The sequence below is a fragment of the Thiomicrorhabdus immobilis genome (assembly GCF_021654855.1).
Taxonomy (GTDB): domain Bacteria; phylum Pseudomonadota; class Gammaproteobacteria; order Thiomicrospirales; family Thiomicrospiraceae; genus Thiomicrorhabdus; species Thiomicrorhabdus immobilis.
On the sequence record NZ_AP024202.1, the window covers coordinates 1,313,062 to 1,327,359 of the forward strand.

Consider the following 14,298-nt stretch of genomic DNA (forward strand, 5'->3'; position numbering starts at 1 on the left):
CTGGTAAGTTTGTCTCCGATTTAAGGCAGCGAACAGGCCGCCTTCCTCTATATATGCCTAATACACACACCTCTAAACAGCCCCTATTTTCTATCTTAAAAGCAAGTCATTCTGGATATTGTTTGTTTTTTAGTTAGACAGCTATGTGTAAATTGATTTACCAGGAAAGAGATTGAGTGAACTACTTTAGTCATCGAAATTGACTGGCCTGAATATGGAATAAGCTAGCTGGTTTAGAAAACGCTAGGCAATAAAAAACCCGCTAACGATTACTCATTAGCGGGTTTATTTATATGGCGTCCCGTAGGGGAGTCGAACCCCTGTTACAGCCGTGAAAGGGCCGTGTCCTAGGCCTCTAGACGAACGGGACAGATTGTTGTTAAATTTAGTAACTTGAAAACAAGTTGTAAACTTAACGAGTTCTAACACTCTCCAAAGAGAGAATTAAAGTCTGTTGATGATTGTTATGGCCTAGGTCATCAACACACTCGAAATTGGAGCGGGAAACGAGGATCGAACTCGCGACCCCAACCTTGGCAAGGTTGTGCTCTACCGCTGAGCTATTCCCGCATAGTGGCGTCCCGTAGGGGAGTCGAACCCCTGTTACAGCCGTGAAAGGGCCGTGTCCTAGGCCTCTAGACGAACGGGACACTATATGTGATAAAACCAGGTTTTATCGATTGCCATCAGATAAAGATACTCGGCCTAGTGAGTTCCTGATGGACTATAATTATCAACTTGGTGGAGCTAAGCGGGATCGAACCGCTGACCTCAACACTGCCAGTGTTGCGCTCTCCCAGCTGAGCTATAGCCCCTCGAGCTGATGGGTGCGTATTATATAGAGTTGCACCCTTTCGTCAAGTATAAATTGTAAAAAAAATGACACTTTTTTTAAATAAAATCACTTAATGAATTGAATGCGCACTAAGTGATTGTTTGTTGGTAACAATTTAAGACGCCACAAAATCCAACGAATCAAAAAATACAAAAAAGCCGCTCAAGATTTTTGTCTTGAACGGCTCTGTAAATCAAAAAAGAAAATCAAATACAATTCTTAAAATTCTGGATTGAACTCGATTCTTTTAATTTTCATGAAGAATACTATTGTGACTCTTTACGTTTCTCAATAAAGTCTAACGCCATATTCAGACGCATCATACAACGCTCTTTACCAATCAGCTCTGCCGTTGCATCAATGGCCGGTGATTGACCACCACCAGTAATCGCAACACGCAATGGCATCCCTACCTTACCCATCCCTACTTCAAGTGCTTCAGCGGTGGCGTTGATCTCATTATGAATTGCCTCAGCGTTCCATTCTTGCAACGCACTCAATTTTTCTAAAACCAGGCGCAATGCCTCTTCAGCAACGGGACGGAGATGTTTTTTGGCCGCATCAGCTTCAAACTCTTCAAAGTCACGGTAGAAGTAAACCGAACCTTGAGCCATCTCAACCAACGTTTTCGCTCTGTCACGTAATAGATTAGCCACATCGGATAACGCTGGCCCTTGAGTTAAATCACAACCTAACTGCGCTACAAAAGGCGACAGGTGAGTTGCCAAATGCTCTGCGGGTGCGTTTTTTATGTGCTGTTCATTAATCCATGTCAATTTCGCGGTATCGAAGGTTGATGGAGAGCTGTTAACGGAATCTAAATCGAAGTACTTCACCATCTCATCAATCGAGAAAACTTCTTGATCACCATAAGACCATCCTAAACGAACAAGATAGTTCAATAGCGCCTCAGGCAGAAAGCCCTGCTCTTTATACTGAAGAACACTCACAGCCCCGTGACGTTTGGATAAACGGCTACCATCTTCACCCAACACCATTGGAATGTGTGCGAATTTAGGAACTTCTGCGCCAATGGCCTTATACAAGTTGATTTGACGCGGTGTATTGTTTAGGTGGTCATCACCACGGATAACATGGGTCATTCCCATATCCCAGTCATCGACTACCACGGTAAAATTATAGGTTGGAGTGCCGTCTGGACGTGCGATGATTAAATCATCCAGCTCTTTGTTATTGATAACAACCTGTCCTTTGACGAGGTCGTCAATCACAACATCACCATCAATTGGGTTTTTGAAACGGATAACGGGGTCAATGCCTGTGGGCGGTTCTCCAGTAAAATCACGATAGCGACCATCATAACGAGGTTTCTCTCCCGCCGCTTTTTGAGCTTCACGCATAACATCCAACTCTTCGGGAGTGGCATAGCAATAATAAGCCAGGCCTTTATCAAACAGTTGCTGAATCACCTCTTTATAGCGTTCAAAGCGATGAGTTTGATAGATCGGTCCGTGATCGTAGTCCAGTCCTAGCCAGCTCATGCCTTCTAAAATCGCATTAACAGACTCTTCAGTTGAGCGTTCCAAGTCAGTATCTTCAATACGTAGCGTAAATTCACCACCTTGTTTTTTGGCATAAAGCCATGAATAAAGGGCTGTTCTAACGCCACCGATATGTAAATAACCGGTTGGACTTGGTGCAAATCGAGTACGAATCACTGGTAGACTCCAAAAATTTAGATAATCAAAAAAAGCACATTATAAACGCTGAGAGAGTAGCGAGAAATTGAAAATTGAGATATCTATAAAATTAGTTATGGAGAGGCTGTAAATAGCTTTTATAGCAGAGGAAATAACCGGCAGGAATCAATAGTTAGTATCGGAACGTATAAAAACCAAAACTTCCTTAAAAAGCCAATAACTCAATAATAAAATCAGGCTTAATAAACCAACAAAGACAACGGCACTAAATATCGCAAGGTAAATGTTTTCAAGAGCCTGCGCCAGATACTGAGAGGCCAGCCCATAAGCGGCCAATGGATAGACATATGACCACCCCGCCATACTTAAGCCACCGCCAACAAAGAACCGATAATTAACCAGCCAAATCAGCAGCATGACTGAAGCGAAACCATAGCTCAACCAGCTAAGGATACCCACTGAATCTAGGGTGATAATGCCATTGGCAATATAGGCATCAGAAATGAATAGTGATGCGACACACCCTAAAGAAGGAGGTGCCAGAAAGATAAACAGACTAGGTCTCAACGGGGCTTGCAATGCTTGGCTAAAAATCAAGCGGTAAAAAAGCGAGGTTGAAAAAACGATCCAAAGAAACAACGCAACAGCAAAAAAGAAGTGGCTAACCTCATAAATCCACGTATTTTGTTGGGTGCCAAATGAACCCATCAAGGCAATGACGATAATAAAGTTGGCGGAGAGTAATATGAACCAAGTCGGTTTGTGATGGTTGAGCTGAAGATTATCATCAAACAACCAGCCGTTGAGCAAGAACAAGTTAAGCATGAAATGCGCGCTGGCAACGAAAACAATGGCATAAAACAATCCGGACAACCAGGCCGGGTCAAGCAGATAATAACCATCTAAAACCTGGTAAAGACTCATTAAAAAAAGAATGGTTGTCAAACTAACGGCTGGCAGGAATGAGCGTCTAAAAGGATCGTACCACTCCTTAATCAGGTTATTCCTATACCCAGATCGGATTAAATGCCAAACATAATGTGTTGAAACAATAAAGAAAACCACCCAGCCGTAGATTAATATCGCAATTGAAATATCCATCTCCAGATTAAACAGCTCCATAAGGTGGCGGGCGTTCAAGCCTGCTCCAATCAACCCCATGGGCATGCCAAAATATAGAATACTGGGTAAATAATTTAAGCGCAAAATCTAAACCTAAGTAAGTGAATAGGATTTTTATAAAGGTTTAATTATATTAATCCTTATTAATAATAGTGAGTATTTTGAGTATAAATCTCATTCATCTTGGTAAAAAGCTTATCAATTGCGTTTAAAGCGGAAATCTGTCTTATAATGCTTAACAAAATCAGAATATAAATTACGAATTCTTAGAGTGTGTATATGTCTAATCATCAGTTAAATAGCCGAATTGCTTATTTTCCTATCAACCTTTTTGGAGCGGTAATGGGATTAAGCGGTTTGACTCTCGGATTGCAGTCAGCGCATGAACAACTGGGAATATCCATCACCTTTTTTTACAGCTTGGCCTTAATAACCACAAGCCTTTTCCTCGTTTTTTCAACAATCTACTCGATTAAGTTATTAAAGCATTCAAACCACGTTATTGCCGAATTTAACCACCCGGTGTTACTGCACTTTTTTCCCACCTTCAGCATTAGCTTACTTTTGCTTAGTTTGATTTTTAAAGATATCGCGTTTGATTTAGCTCAAATCATGTGGGGAGTTGGCAGCATCATTCAATTTTCTTTATTGATTTATATCTTAAGTAACTGGATACACCATGAAAAATGGCAGATCACCGATATGAACCCGGCTTGGTTCATTCCAGTGGTTGGCGCAATTGTCGTTCCACTTGGTGCGGTACATTTTGCCAATGTTGAATTGGGTTGGTTCTTTTTTAGTATCGGCTTGGTTTTTTGGATCATCTTAAGTAGCATTGTAATGTACCGCCTGTTTTTCCATCCACCCATGTTAAAACTACTTGAGCCGACCCTGTTTATCTTAATTGCTCCACCCTCTGTAGGATTCATCTCTTATATGAGTCTACAAGGCATGGCCGGTGTTGATGAGTTTGCCCGAATCCTGTATTACATCGGGCTCTTCATGACCCTGCTTTTACTGAGCCAAGTCGCACGTTTCATCAGGATTCCTTTTTCATTGGCATGGTGGGCGTATACTTTCCCTTTAGCGGCAATCTCTTTGGCAAGTTTCGTGATGTACCAACAATTAGGTCTGATTCTATATAGTTATATAGCCAGTTTTTTACTGGCAATCTTGTCAGCCCTGATTTTGCATTTAACCTTAAAAACGCTAATTGCGATTAAAAATAAAAAACTTTGCATGCCGCCACCTGCAAAACCTGCCGATTAACGTAATAGAGTAATATTCAAACTCAACTTTAGAGCGCCATAGACCAATTATGATTCATTACCGTATTTCTGCATTTGACCCAAAAGCCCACTACTTGAAAGTGAGTGTGCACATTGCCCAACCTGTCCAACCAGTTCAATATCTTCGTTTACCCAACTGGATTCCTGGCAGTTATCTGATTCGTGACTTTGCTAAAAACATCACCGAATTGAATGTGACAAACAATTCGGGTAAAACGATTCATCTAGATACGATAGATAAATCAAACTGGTCTTTTAAAAGTGATGAAGCGGTCATTATTAGCTATTACGTATACGCCTGGGATCTTTCGGTTCGAGGTGCTCACTTTGATCAAACTCACGCATTCTTCAATGGCACATCCGCCTTTTTGGAAGTCGTTGGCCTGGAACATCAAGCTTGCCAAGTTACCATTGAACAATCCAATATCAGTCATAAAAACCATTGGAAAGTAGCGACCGGCCTACCCAAGATTGATACAGATAAACAAGGTTTTGGCCTCTATCAAGCGGATAATTACAATGCCTTGATTGATTACCCCGTTGAAATGGGTGCTTTTACAGAGATTCATTTTTCCGCCTGCGGTGTACCTCATACAATGGTCATTACCGGGGTATTCGATTGTGATGAATCCCGTTTAAAAGAGGATTTGATTAAAATCTGTGAAACTGAAATCAACCTGTTTGGCAGACCTGCTCCGGTAGAGGAATATCTATTTCAAGTAATGGTTACCGGGAGTGACTATGGCGGTTTGGAGCATCGCAATTCAACCGCGTTAATTTGTAGCCGGGACGACCTACCCTACAAAGGCATGCAAAAAGCAACCGATGGGTATTTGCAGTTTTTGGAACTATGCAGCCATGAATATTTCCATACCTGGAACGTTAAACGTATTCAACCCAAGGTTTACCAAGACAGTGATTTACAAACCCCGGTTTACACCAATCAATTATGGTGGTTCGAAGGCGTCACATCTTATTACGACAGCTTGATTTTGCATCGAGCAGGCTTGGTAGATACCCCAACGTATCTACAACTTTTAGCCAAGCAAATGACACGTGTTTATCGCATGCCGGGACGATTCAAACAGTCAGTTTCCGAGTCGAGTTGGTTAACCTGGACCAAGTTTTACCAACAAGATGAAAATGCGCCTAACGCCATCATCAGCTATTACACTAAAGGCAGCTTGATTGCTTTAGCCCTAGATTTAACGATTCGCAAAGCAACCCAAGGTAAAAAATCCTTGGATGACATACTCCTCTATCTTTGGGAGCAGTTCGGTAAAACTCAAATTGGCATTGAGGACGGGCAAATCGAGGCGATTTGCTCACAAGTCAGCGGCGTCGATTTAAGTCAATTTTTTGAAGACTATTTATTTGGCACCAAAGACATTCCTTTCGCCGAACTTTTTGCCGAATTTGGTTATCATTTTGGTTTGCGTGCCCAATCAGGTCTGGATGACCTAGGAGGTGACCAAGGGGGGGATTTAGTCAATGACGCAGCAAATGAGTCTGTAGATTCGGCTTTGCCCAATCATTTGGGTGCGAATATCAGCGCGACCCCGCAAGCTAGCTTGAAGATCACTCATGTCTGGCATAACCAACCCGCTTATCAAGCAGGCTTAGCTTCTGGTGATGAAATCATCGCTCTGAATGGTTTACGTATTGCTTCCAAAGCGCAACTAGATAATCTTTTAAAGCGTCACGACAACAATCAACCACTGAGCTGTCATTACTTTAGAAGAGATGAATTAAGAAGCACGACAATCAAGCTTGAAGCACCGTTGAAAGATAGAGTGTTTATTAGACAGGTTCCTGATGCATCCTCCAATATTAAGTGGCTATCCTAAAACCAAACCTAAGCCCATGACTTTAAAGCGATTTAATATTGACTGCGTCTACTTAACATTACGTTTTTCATTTTGCAAAAGATATAAAGAATATGCCCGAGAATAAAGAAATTTTAGAACGCCTGAACCAGCTAGAGATGAATCAAGCCTTTCATGACGATAACATCGAAGCTTTAGAGCGAACTGTTGCGATTCAACATCAAGAGATACAGTTATTAGAAAAGAAACTAATGCTGTTATCTGACTATATTAAAACCCTTAAGCAAGATGCCATTAAAGATCCGAAAGATGAGGTTCCACCTCCGCATTATTAATTTATTTGCGGGTCTGAAACAGTTGTGAATATTCTCTTTTCACCACAAATGAAGGTTAAGTTTATAATTCAAGAAGTATTTTATAAATTGGTGCTAGAATTGATGTTATGAAAAAAATTATATTGTTAGTTTTAGTCTTATTCGCTTGGAAACATTTTTACTATATTGAAAATGCTCCCAAAGTCGGTGCTGGCGTTATGGCCGGTGGCTATCCGTATCAGGATGCGACCTCGATAACCTCTTTTCGTCATGGTGACTTTACCTATTCACCCTTAAGCTCATTTTCTGCAGAAGCCAGAGTTTTGGCCGCTTCAAAATTTTATTTCGACCAAAAGGCCCGTTTATCGCCCATGACTGTCGTTATTGGTTGGGGGGTTATGTCTGATGAGTCTGTATATGATCAGCTGGATATCTGGCTAGACAACCGAACCTATAAATGGCAAGGAGATGATTTACCAGTTGCCAAATATGAAATAGAAAACAATACCGCCAGTCTGCATCTCATTCCTGATAACGATTCCATTGCAGACAATATAGCTAAAATTCGCAATGGTGACTTAATTGAAATCACGGGGTTTGTCGTGAATGTTAAGAAAAGTTCTGGATGGAAATGGTTAACCTCAACTTCAAAGAATAAAAATGATGAGGAAGATGGAAAAATCATTTATGTTAAAACGCTAAAACTAATAAACCCTTATGAAAGGATTTATTAGTCACTTTAGAGGTTGAAGAAAGCAGCTCAAAAATTGGGCGTATTTTTGTTGAGTTTATAACACGCCAACAGAAAAGTCGTTAGCGTCTTCTTTTATTAAACCCATCACTCAAATCATGAATGGTTCGCTTTGAAGACGGTTTTCTGGCAATCGGTTTAGCATTTGAATTCATACGTTTCTGCTTTTTCTGCCCGACCTGGCTATCCGGACGTAAATCCGGGCGCGCTTCTTCTTTTAAATCTACTGATTTCAGCAATTGATTGACCTGCTTCCAGCTCAACTCTTCCGTTTTACCTTTACGCAGGTTTCGTGGAATGGTGAATTGACCATAGCGTACACGATGCAGGCGACTTACTTGAACACCAACCGCTTCCCAAATGCGACGAACCTCACGATAACGCCCCTCTTTGATGGTCACACGATACCATTTATTGATCGATTCCCCATCGACAGAGGTTCTCATTTTAGAAACTTTATTAAAACGGGCAGGTCCATCATCTAGCTGAACGCCTTTAACCACTTGCTTTAACGCTTCGTCGCTGATTTCACCGAACACACGCACCGTGTATTCACGCTCAACCTCATAAGATGGATGCATCATTCGATTGGCCAGCTCACCATTATTGGTCAATATCAATAAACCACTGGTGTTTAAATCCAAACGGCCTATACTGATCCAGCGGCCATTGATGATACGTGGTAACTGGCTGAAAATAGTCTCGCGCCCTTTATCATCACTACGTGTGCAAAGAAGGCCTTCTGGCTTGTTGTATAAAATCACCTGTGTAGGTTGTTTTTGCAGACGAGTCTCTTTAACCGCTTGCTCACGGACTTTGATTTTATCTTCAGCCGTTGCTCTATCACCCAGTTTAGCGGTACGACCATTAATCTTCACATGGCCTTCGCTGATCAAGGTTTCAACAGAACGTCTTGAACCAAAACCAGCACGCGCTAGAATTTTTTGAAGTTTTTCATCTGTTGGTTGATTCATATATATCTCTTTATTCAGATTGATTTCTGTTGCTATTGGAATTTTAGCAATTGTTATTTTGGCAGTTATTATTCATTATGTCCGATGACTTGCCGCCACCTTGTTTTCGGCTCTTTTATCATGTTTTATTGTAAACCAACAAGGTTGAAAATTATGTCTTTAAAAATGGTATAAGGCCCCATCAACATCGGCATCAAGATACCCAAAAGCATCAAGCCTAAAATAATAAAAAATCCATAAGGAGCGATTTGATTAAATTGCCAGGCCTGCTTTTTGGGTAAAAAAGCCGATAATACACGGCTACCATCAAGCGGTGGAATTGGGATTAAGTTCAAAACCAATAAAATCAGGTTGATACTCACACCGGCAAATCCACTGTAGATCAAGAATAAACCAATATCTGGATTGCTTGTTTGTAAGATCAAGCCAATTTTAGCGATTAACGCCCAGATAAATGCCATGATTAAATTTGCAGTCGGCCCTGCGATAGCGACCCAAGCCATGTCACCACGCGGGTTTTTAAAGTTGCGTGCGTCAACCGGTACCGCTTTGGCCCAACCGAAAATGAAACCACCAAAATAGAGCAATAACAACGGTACGACAATCGTCCCGATTGGATCGATATGCTTAATCGGGTTGAGTGTCAACCGCCCCAGCATCTTGGCGGTTTGGTCGCCTAACTTAGAAGCCGCCCAACCATGAGCGACTTCATGCAAAGTAATGGCGAAAATCACGGGTAAAGCCCATACAGCTATTTTTTGCATAATGGTTAATTCATTCACGCAAAAAACTCTCCTTGTCCTTGGCGCACTAAAACCGGTTCTTCTTCGGTAAAATCAATAATCGTAGTGGGTTCGAAACCACTGAAACCACCATCAAGTACCGCATCCAGGCAATGTCCGTACTCTTCTTGAATCGTCCAACCATCGGTCATCGGTGAAGATTCTCCAGGTTGGATTAAAGTGGCTGTAAGCAAAGGCTTGTCAAAATAACTCAAAAGCGCATTGGTCACCACATTCGGTGTCACTCGTAAACCAATGGTTTTACGTTTTGGAGCCTGTAGACGTTTAGGCACTTCACGACTTGCCGGCAGTAAGAAGGTGTAAGGCCCTGGCAGATGATTTTTTAGATAACGGAATTGGGTATTACCAACCTTAGCATATTCGGATAGATTGCTTAAATCACGACACATGAGGGTTAGTTCGTGTTTGTCGTCTAATCGTCTGATTTGGCGAATACGATCTGCCCCATCTTTAATATCCAGCAAACAGCCCAATGCATAACCCGATTCTGTCGGGTAAGCTATCACCCCACCTTTTTTAAGTATTTCAACCACTTGCTCCAACATCCTCGGTTGAGGGTTATCTGGATGAACACTAATATATTTACAACTTGAAGCCACAATCTACCCTGAAAAAGTAAGTAAAAAACAATCGGTAATTATACGCTATTTATTAAGCCCTTATGAAAGGTAAATAGACAACAAGTTAGGAATAATCCATTACCAATCCAGACTAAAACTTATATGTGTGCGGCTTAAGCCTGTTTAAGCGGATTTTTAAATAGTTCCCAAACAGGCCTAACGGTTTGTGGCATTGGCGCTAACCAGCCTAGACCGCGCCAGCTATGTTCTGGGCGGTGAAAATCTGACCCCATCGATGCGTATAATTCATTTTTTACCGCTCTTTGCGCCATGCCATTGATGTCGGCACAATGCCTAGGCTGATTAACAACCTCTATCGCTTGTCCTCCAGCTTGTTTGAAGTCCGAAATCAGTCGGTTCAATTTATTACTGGTGAATTTGTAGATTGCCGGATGTGCAATTACCGCAATCCCATTTGCTTGGGTAATCCAGTTCACGACGGTCGATAACTCTGGCCATGTCACGCCGACATGCCCGACCTTTCCTTTTTTGAGATAGCGATCAAAGGCTTGTTGTCCGTTTTTAACCAAACCCTCTTGTTGCAACAGTTGTGAAAAATGACCACGTCCTACCACACCATGCCCCACCAAATTCCAAAGCTTTTCTTCAATTGAATCTATTTTTATATGTGGTTTGTCAGCCAGTCTTTCAAGCATGCTATTGGCACGAGCCAGTCTTAACTCCCTAATACTGGCCAGGCCTGCTTGAAGTACAGGATTTTCGATATCAAAATCCAAGCCGACAATATGAATGGTATGGCCATTCCATGTGCAGGATGCCTCTACACCGCTAATGAGTTGGATGTTATTTTCAGTAGCATAGTCCAGTGCTTGTTCATAACCCGCTGTGGTATCGTGGTCGGTTATTGCAAGGGTGGTTACTTCATGTTTTAAAGCTAAGTCGATGATTTCCTTAGGTGATAAACCGCCATCTGATGCAGTAGTGTGACAATGAAAATCAACTTTCATAATTTGAGCCTTTTAATCCTTAGCAATCCCATATAGAATCCCTTTAAATTAACATAAAAAAACGTTTGGCTACATGAAATTATTATTTGATCTTTTTCCCGTTGTACTCTTTTTTATCGCTTACAAGATGTATGACATCTACACCGCAACAGCGGTGATTATCGTCGCTTCGATTGCTCAGGTGGCCTATTTTTACCTCAAACATAAACGTGTTGAGAAAATGCACGTGATTACCCTGGTTTTAATTCTTGTATTAGGTGGGCTAACCCTTGTTTTACAAGATGAAGATTTCATCAAGTGGAAACCAACCATTGTCAACTGGGGCTTTGCGCTGGTCTTCTTGGGAAGCCATTACATTGGCCAAAAACCGATTGTAGAAAGGATGATGAGCCAGGCGATTAGTTTGCCAGAAGCGATTTGGCTAAGACTGAGTTGGTTATGGATTGTGTTTTTTATCGTTTCCGGTATTACCAACCTTTATGTCGCCTTCAATTACGACACTGACACTTGGGTCAACTTTAAACTTTTTGGTTTAATGGGGATGACTTTGGTGTTTATCATCATTCAAGGTTTATACATTAGCCAATACATACAAGAATCCGATTCAGAAGCTGAAGCCAATGCTCTGCAAGAAGGCCATACAGAAGATCAGCTTATTGAAAATCTTAGCCACAACCAAGCAGAAAACAAAAAGGACTGACCGATGTTATATTCCATTTTTGCCTACGACAATGAAAACAGCTTGCCATTACGTGCCCAAGCACGTCCAGCTCATATTGCACGTTTAAAAGAACTTCATGAGAATAATCGTTTGGTCTTAGCTGGCCCAAATCCTGCGATTGACAGCCTTGAACCAGGTGAAGCGGGTTTCACAGGTAGCTTAATTGTCGCTGACTTCCCTTCTTTACAAGATGCTGAAGAGTGGGCTAAGGCTGACCCTTATGTAGCCGCTGGGGTCTATAAAGAGGTACAAATCAAACCGTTTAAACAAGTTTTACCACCCGTTGAAGAGTGATATTCGCCAACCGATATTTGTAAGCCACCATAGAAGAGAAAACATCATGTCCAATCTTGCTTATTTAATTCCGAAACGTAATCAAAAATTGCAGTTACAAGCCGCTGACCCTATCGAAATGATAGATATCGATTTTGTCACAATTCCTGTTTTAGGTTGGACTTCAGCCGGTGAACCCATCCAGATGGAAATGGAATACGATACGGTATCCGTTCCATCCAGCATGGTGAAGAAAGAGACTTTCGCTCTAAGGGTAAAAGGTAACTCAATGATTGAAGAGAATATCGAAGATGGCGATATTGTTATCATTGAACGTCGCTCATCCGCTGAGAATGGTGAATCGGTTGTGGTACGTATCAACAATGAAGAAGTCACCATGAAAAAACTCTACATTGAGAAAAGTGGCGTAAGGTTACAACCTGCTAATGCGGATATGGAGCCAATCATTCTTAAGAACGAAGATATTGAAATCTTAGGAATTGTGACCGGTATTCTGCGTCAGCCTTGAAATATCAATAAATCAAACCTAGGCCAATAATTAAGCTAATAATTAAGCCAATACTTCGGCTTAGAGTTTGATCAATTCAACCCCTTGTCACAGTGTGTAGATAAATCATGAATCCAGCCAGCATACAACTCCTAATCACCGGGGGCACTCTCGATAAAGACTACCAAACCACTTCAGGAGAGTTAATCTTCAAGCAAACCCATCTTAATGAGCTGCTTCGCGAGGCGAATACAACACTTACCATAGAGCCTCAAGTCCTGATGCTCAAGGATAGCTTGGAGATGACGGACAATGACCGCGAGATAATCTACCTGGCCTGCTTAAATACAAAAAACAATCAGATTGTCATTACCCACGGCACAGATACCATGCGTGAAACCGCTGTATACTTATCAAAGCATGCCGGATTGACGGAAAAAACCATTGTGCTGACCGGGGCTATGCGCCCTTTTAAGCTGGGGCACTCCGATGCAAGTTTCAATGTCGCCGCGGCTTTAATGGCGGTTCAATTAGCACCTAACGGGGTTTATATCACGATGAATGGTCAGTTATTTCATGCGGATAAGGTCCATAAAAACCGACAACTCGGCCAGTTTGAGGCCGTATAATTCAATAAATGACATAACAGGTGAAAACAGGTTGTCATTGCCGACTTGAAACCCTTATTCACCGCCTATATTGATTAATCACAAATATCCACCTCAAAAATTAAGAGAGTCTAAATGGCTGTTGTTCTAGCTTATATTACAGTGGTTCTGATTTGGACAACAACCCCTTTGGCCATTGTTTGGAGCGGTGAAACCGATTGGTTTTTTGGCGTTGCCTCACGCACCGCCTTAGGTGCACTGCTTATCTTGCCATTTTACTATTGGTTTAAAAAAGACAGTTTTAGGTACGATTTTTCTGCTTTGCGTATCTATTTCTTCGCGGCCATGCCCATTTTTGGCGGCATGACCTTGATGTACTGGGCTGGTCAATATCTACCTTCGGGTTGGCTTGCCATCATCTTTGCGATGACACCGGTCACTACAGGGCTGTTCGCTTATTTTCTACTTCCCAACCAGTCTCTGACAGTACGGAAAATCATTGCCATCATCCTCTCTCTTACAGGCCTGCTGAGTATCTTCATACCTAATTTAGACACCGACTTAATTGAATTCCAATTAATGGCAATCATAGCTGCTATCTTATCGGTAAGCTTTCACTCTTTAGGCAGTGTTTTGGTTAAGCGCTGTGGAACCAGCTTGCCATCGTTACATGTGGTTGTTGGCGCATTATGGTTCAGTGTTTTAGGACATCTATTAATCGCACCAACCACCCTCGTTCATTGGCCAGAATTAATGCCCCGTGAAGTTTATGCGATTTTATATGCCGCCTCAGTGGGCTCGGTAATCGGTTTTCTACTCTATTTTTATTTGGTAAAAAACGTCGATGCGATGAAGGTGGCTTTAATCCCCGTCATCACCCCGGTGTTTGCACTTTTATTCGGTCATTTCTTGAATGATGAAAACTTGACCTGGACCACCTGGTTTGGAACAGGCTTAGTGATATTAGGATTAATCCTATTCGAGTGGCGTTTTAAAACCAAAGTGAAACAGGTAAATTAGTGGCA

General features: G+C 41.7%; 15 protein-coding genes and 4 tRNA genes. 9 read left to right on the forward strand and 10 right to left on the reverse strand.

Annotated features, from left to right (window positions below; translation table 11 throughout):
• Positions 1-294: 294 nt before the first annotated feature.
• The 6 genes from L6421_RS05885 to L6421_RS05910 form a co-directional block, all read right to left on the reverse strand.
• Positions 295-370: transfer RNA gene (locus tag L6421_RS05885), tRNA-Glu, on the reverse strand.
• 125 nt (positions 371-495) lie between these two features.
• A tRNA-Gly gene (locus L6421_RS05890) sits at positions 496-570 on the reverse strand.
• A gap of 4 nt (positions 571-574) precedes the next feature.
• Positions 575-650 (reverse strand) — tRNA-Glu (locus tag L6421_RS05895).
• Positions 651-739: 89 nt separating this feature from the next.
• A tRNA-Ala gene (locus L6421_RS05900) sits at positions 740-815 on the reverse strand.
• A gap of 286 nt (positions 816-1,101) precedes the next feature.
• Positions 1,102-2,514, reverse strand: coding sequence for a glutamate--tRNA ligase (gene gltX / locus L6421_RS05905; RefSeq protein ID WP_237260452.1), 1,413 nt, complete (start codon positions 2,512-2,514; stop codon positions 1,102-1,104).
• 147 nt (positions 2,515-2,661) lie between these two features.
• Positions 2,662-3,663: an SLAC1 family transporter gene (locus L6421_RS05910; RefSeq protein WP_255695510.1), complete on the reverse strand. Its 1,002-nt coding sequence runs from the start codon at positions 3,661-3,663 to the stop codon at positions 2,662-2,664.
• 234 nt (positions 3,664-3,897) lie between these two features.
• On the opposite strand from L6421_RS05910, the gene L6421_RS05915 reads away from it, so the two are divergent.
• The 4 genes from L6421_RS05915 to L6421_RS05930 all read left to right on the forward strand — a co-directional run bounded on the left by L6421_RS05915 (position 3,898) and on the right by L6421_RS05930 (position 7,781).
• Positions 3,898-4,887 (forward strand): SLAC1 anion channel family protein, encoded by a 990-nt coding sequence (locus tag L6421_RS05915; RefSeq protein ID WP_237260455.1) that lies wholly within the window; start codon positions 3,898-3,900, stop codon positions 4,885-4,887.
• A gap of 49 nt (positions 4,888-4,936) precedes the next feature.
• A complete protein-coding gene (locus tag L6421_RS05920) occupies positions 4,937-6,754 on the forward strand; it encodes a M61 family metallopeptidase (RefSeq protein ID WP_237260457.1) in 1,818 nt (605 codons plus the stop codon).
• 92 nt (positions 6,755-6,846) lie between these two features.
• Complete coding sequence (locus L6421_RS05925; RefSeq protein WP_237260459.1) at positions 6,847-7,068, forward strand: SlyX family protein; 222 nt, start codon at positions 6,847-6,849, stop codon at positions 7,066-7,068.
• A 107-nt stretch (positions 7,069-7,175) separates the two neighbouring features.
• Complete coding sequence (locus tag L6421_RS05930; RefSeq protein ID WP_237260461.1) at positions 7,176-7,781, forward strand: hypothetical protein; 606 nt, start codon at positions 7,176-7,178, stop codon at positions 7,779-7,781.
• Positions 7,782-7,860: 79 nt separating this feature from the next.
• On the opposite strand, the gene rluB is transcribed toward L6421_RS05930, so the two are convergent.
• The 4 genes from rluB to L6421_RS05950 all read right to left on the reverse strand — a co-directional run bounded on the left by rluB (position 7,861) and on the right by L6421_RS05950 (position 11,163).
• A complete protein-coding gene (rluB, locus tag L6421_RS05935; RefSeq protein ID WP_237260463.1) occupies positions 7,861-8,772 on the reverse strand; it encodes a 23S rRNA pseudouridine(2605) synthase RluB in 912 nt (303 codons plus the stop codon).
• 125 nt (positions 8,773-8,897) lie between these two features.
• A complete protein-coding gene (locus L6421_RS05940) occupies positions 8,898-9,554 on the reverse strand; it encodes a site-2 protease family protein (RefSeq protein ID WP_237260465.1) in 657 nt (218 codons plus the stop codon).
• On the reverse strand, positions 9,551-10,174 hold the full coding sequence (locus L6421_RS05945; RefSeq protein ID WP_237260467.1) for an L-threonylcarbamoyladenylate synthase: 624 nt from the start codon (positions 10,172-10,174) through the stop codon (positions 9,551-9,553). The genes L6421_RS05940 and L6421_RS05945 overlap by 4 nt, the downstream gene beginning before the upstream one ends.
• A gap of 134 nt (positions 10,175-10,308) precedes the next feature.
• Complete coding sequence (locus L6421_RS05950; protein ID WP_237260468.1) at positions 10,309-11,163, reverse strand: PHP domain-containing protein; 855 nt, start codon at positions 11,161-11,163, stop codon at positions 10,309-10,311.
• Positions 11,164-11,236: 73 nt separating this feature from the next.
• On the opposite strand from L6421_RS05950, the gene L6421_RS05955 reads away from it, so the two are divergent.
• The 5 genes from L6421_RS05955 to L6421_RS05975 all read left to right on the forward strand — a co-directional run bounded on the left by L6421_RS05955 (position 11,237) and on the right by L6421_RS05975 (position 14,293).
• Positions 11,237-11,863: a septation protein A gene (locus L6421_RS05955; protein WP_237260470.1), complete on the forward strand. Its 627-nt coding sequence runs from the start codon at positions 11,237-11,239 to the stop codon at positions 11,861-11,863.
• A 3-nt stretch (positions 11,864-11,866) separates the two neighbouring features.
• Entirely contained in the window at positions 11,867-12,178 is a 312-nt protein-coding gene (locus L6421_RS05960; protein ID WP_237260472.1) for a YciI family protein, read from the forward strand.
• A gap of 46 nt (positions 12,179-12,224) precedes the next feature.
• Positions 12,225-12,686 carry a transcriptional repressor LexA gene (gene lexA / locus L6421_RS05965; RefSeq protein ID WP_237260474.1) on the forward strand — a complete coding sequence of 154 codons (462 nt, stop codon included), beginning with the start codon at positions 12,225-12,227 and terminating at the stop codon, positions 12,684-12,686.
• Between the two features lie 107 nt (positions 12,687-12,793).
• Positions 12,794-13,294 carry an asparaginase domain-containing protein gene (locus L6421_RS05970; RefSeq protein WP_237260476.1) on the forward strand — a complete coding sequence of 167 codons (501 nt, stop codon included), beginning with the start codon at positions 12,794-12,796 and terminating at the stop codon, positions 13,292-13,294.
• 114 nt (positions 13,295-13,408) lie between these two features.
• Positions 13,409-14,293 (forward strand): DMT family transporter, encoded by an 885-nt coding sequence (locus L6421_RS05975; protein WP_237260478.1) that lies wholly within the window; start codon positions 13,409-13,411, stop codon positions 14,291-14,293.
• Positions 14,294-14,298: the final 5 nt, after the last annotated feature.

Coding starts and splice junctions, on each gene's coding strand:
- lexA (WP_237260474.1), top strand. CDS start 12,225: ATGTCCAATCTTGCTTATTTAATTCCGAAACGTAATCAAAAATTGCAG.
- L6421_RS05910 (WP_255695510.1), bottom strand. CDS start 3,663: ATGCCCATGGGGTTGATTGGAGCAGGCTTGAACGCCCGCCACCTTATG.
- L6421_RS05915 (WP_237260455.1), top strand. CDS start 3,898: ATGTCTAATCATCAGTTAAATAGCCGAATTGCTTATTTTCCTATCAAC.
- L6421_RS05960 (WP_237260472.1), top strand. CDS start 11,867: ATGTTATATTCCATTTTTGCCTACGACAATGAAAACAGCTTGCCATTA.
- L6421_RS05950 (WP_237260468.1), bottom strand. CDS start 11,163: ATGAAAGTTGATTTTCATTGTCACACTACTGCATCAGATGGCGGTTTA.
- L6421_RS05920 (WP_237260457.1), top strand. CDS start 4,937: ATGATTCATTACCGTATTTCTGCATTTGACCCAAAAGCCCACTACTTG.
- L6421_RS05930 (WP_237260461.1), top strand. CDS start 7,176: ATGAAAAAAATTATATTGTTAGTTTTAGTCTTATTCGCTTGGAAACAT.
- rluB (WP_237260463.1), bottom strand. CDS start 8,772: ATGAATCAACCAACAGATGAAAAACTTCAAAAAATTCTAGCGCGTGCT.
- L6421_RS05975 (WP_237260478.1), top strand. CDS start 13,409: ATGGCTGTTGTTCTAGCTTATATTACAGTGGTTCTGATTTGGACAACA.
- L6421_RS05955 (WP_237260470.1), top strand. CDS start 11,237: ATGAAATTATTATTTGATCTTTTTCCCGTTGTACTCTTTTTTATCGCT.
- L6421_RS05925 (WP_237260459.1), top strand. CDS start 6,847: ATGCCCGAGAATAAAGAAATTTTAGAACGCCTGAACCAGCTAGAGATG.
- L6421_RS05970 (WP_237260476.1), top strand. CDS start 12,794: ATGAATCCAGCCAGCATACAACTCCTAATCACCGGGGGCACTCTCGAT.